Raw genomic sequence first — 759 nt, forward strand, 5'->3', positions numbered from 1 at the left:
TCCCGGTGGTGCTGGATATGAGCGTGGGGCAAGACCTTTCACAGCGCATCAAACAGGTGAAAGAAGGACTCCGCCGCATTCCGCAAAAGGGCATTGGCTACGGGATGTTGAGATACCTGTCCGCAGCATGTGAGCAAGAGCGTTTTGTGACCGAACCTGAAATCAGCTTTAACTATCTGGGACAATTTGATCAAGATATGCAAAGTCAGTCCTTTGGCGTATCTCCTTACTCTAGCGGTGCAGAGCTTAGCGCCCATGCAGCCAGAACGCACACGCTGGATATGAACGGACTGATTTCGGAAGGCAAGCTTCAATTGACAATCAGCTACAGCAAGCAGGAATATCGCCATGAAACGATGGAGCAGTTAGCTGAACAGTTCAGAACCAGCTTGCAGGAAATCATTACGCATTGCACAGGCCGCAAACAGCAAGAACTGACGCCAAGCGATGTCATGCTTAAAAATGTAACGATGGCCGAGCTGGATCAATTGGTAGAACGGACTCGTGACATCGGGGAACTGGAAAATGTATATGCGTTGACGCCGATGCAAAAAGGCATGTTGTTCCATAGTCTGATGGATGCAGCATCCGGGGCTTATTTTGAACAAACGACCTTTGATTTGCACGGACGTTTCCAAGCGGATATTTTCCAGGATAGCTTGAATCATTTGGCGCAGCGGCATGAGATCTTTAGAGCTAATTTCATCAGCGGTTGGCAGGATGAGCCTGTGCAGGTGATTTTCCGCCGCAAGGAGGTTG

1 protein-coding gene is annotated in these 759 nt (G+C 49.3%); it reads left to right on the forward strand.

From position 1 onward, the window contains the following. Positions 1-17 precede the first annotated feature (17 nt). Positions 18-759: condensation domain-containing protein (locus ACWA2B_RS27920; protein WP_449292880.1), on the forward strand; the 742-nt coding region annotated here is incomplete at its 3' end.

This window comes from Paenibacillus sp. CMM36, assembly GCF_053570945.1.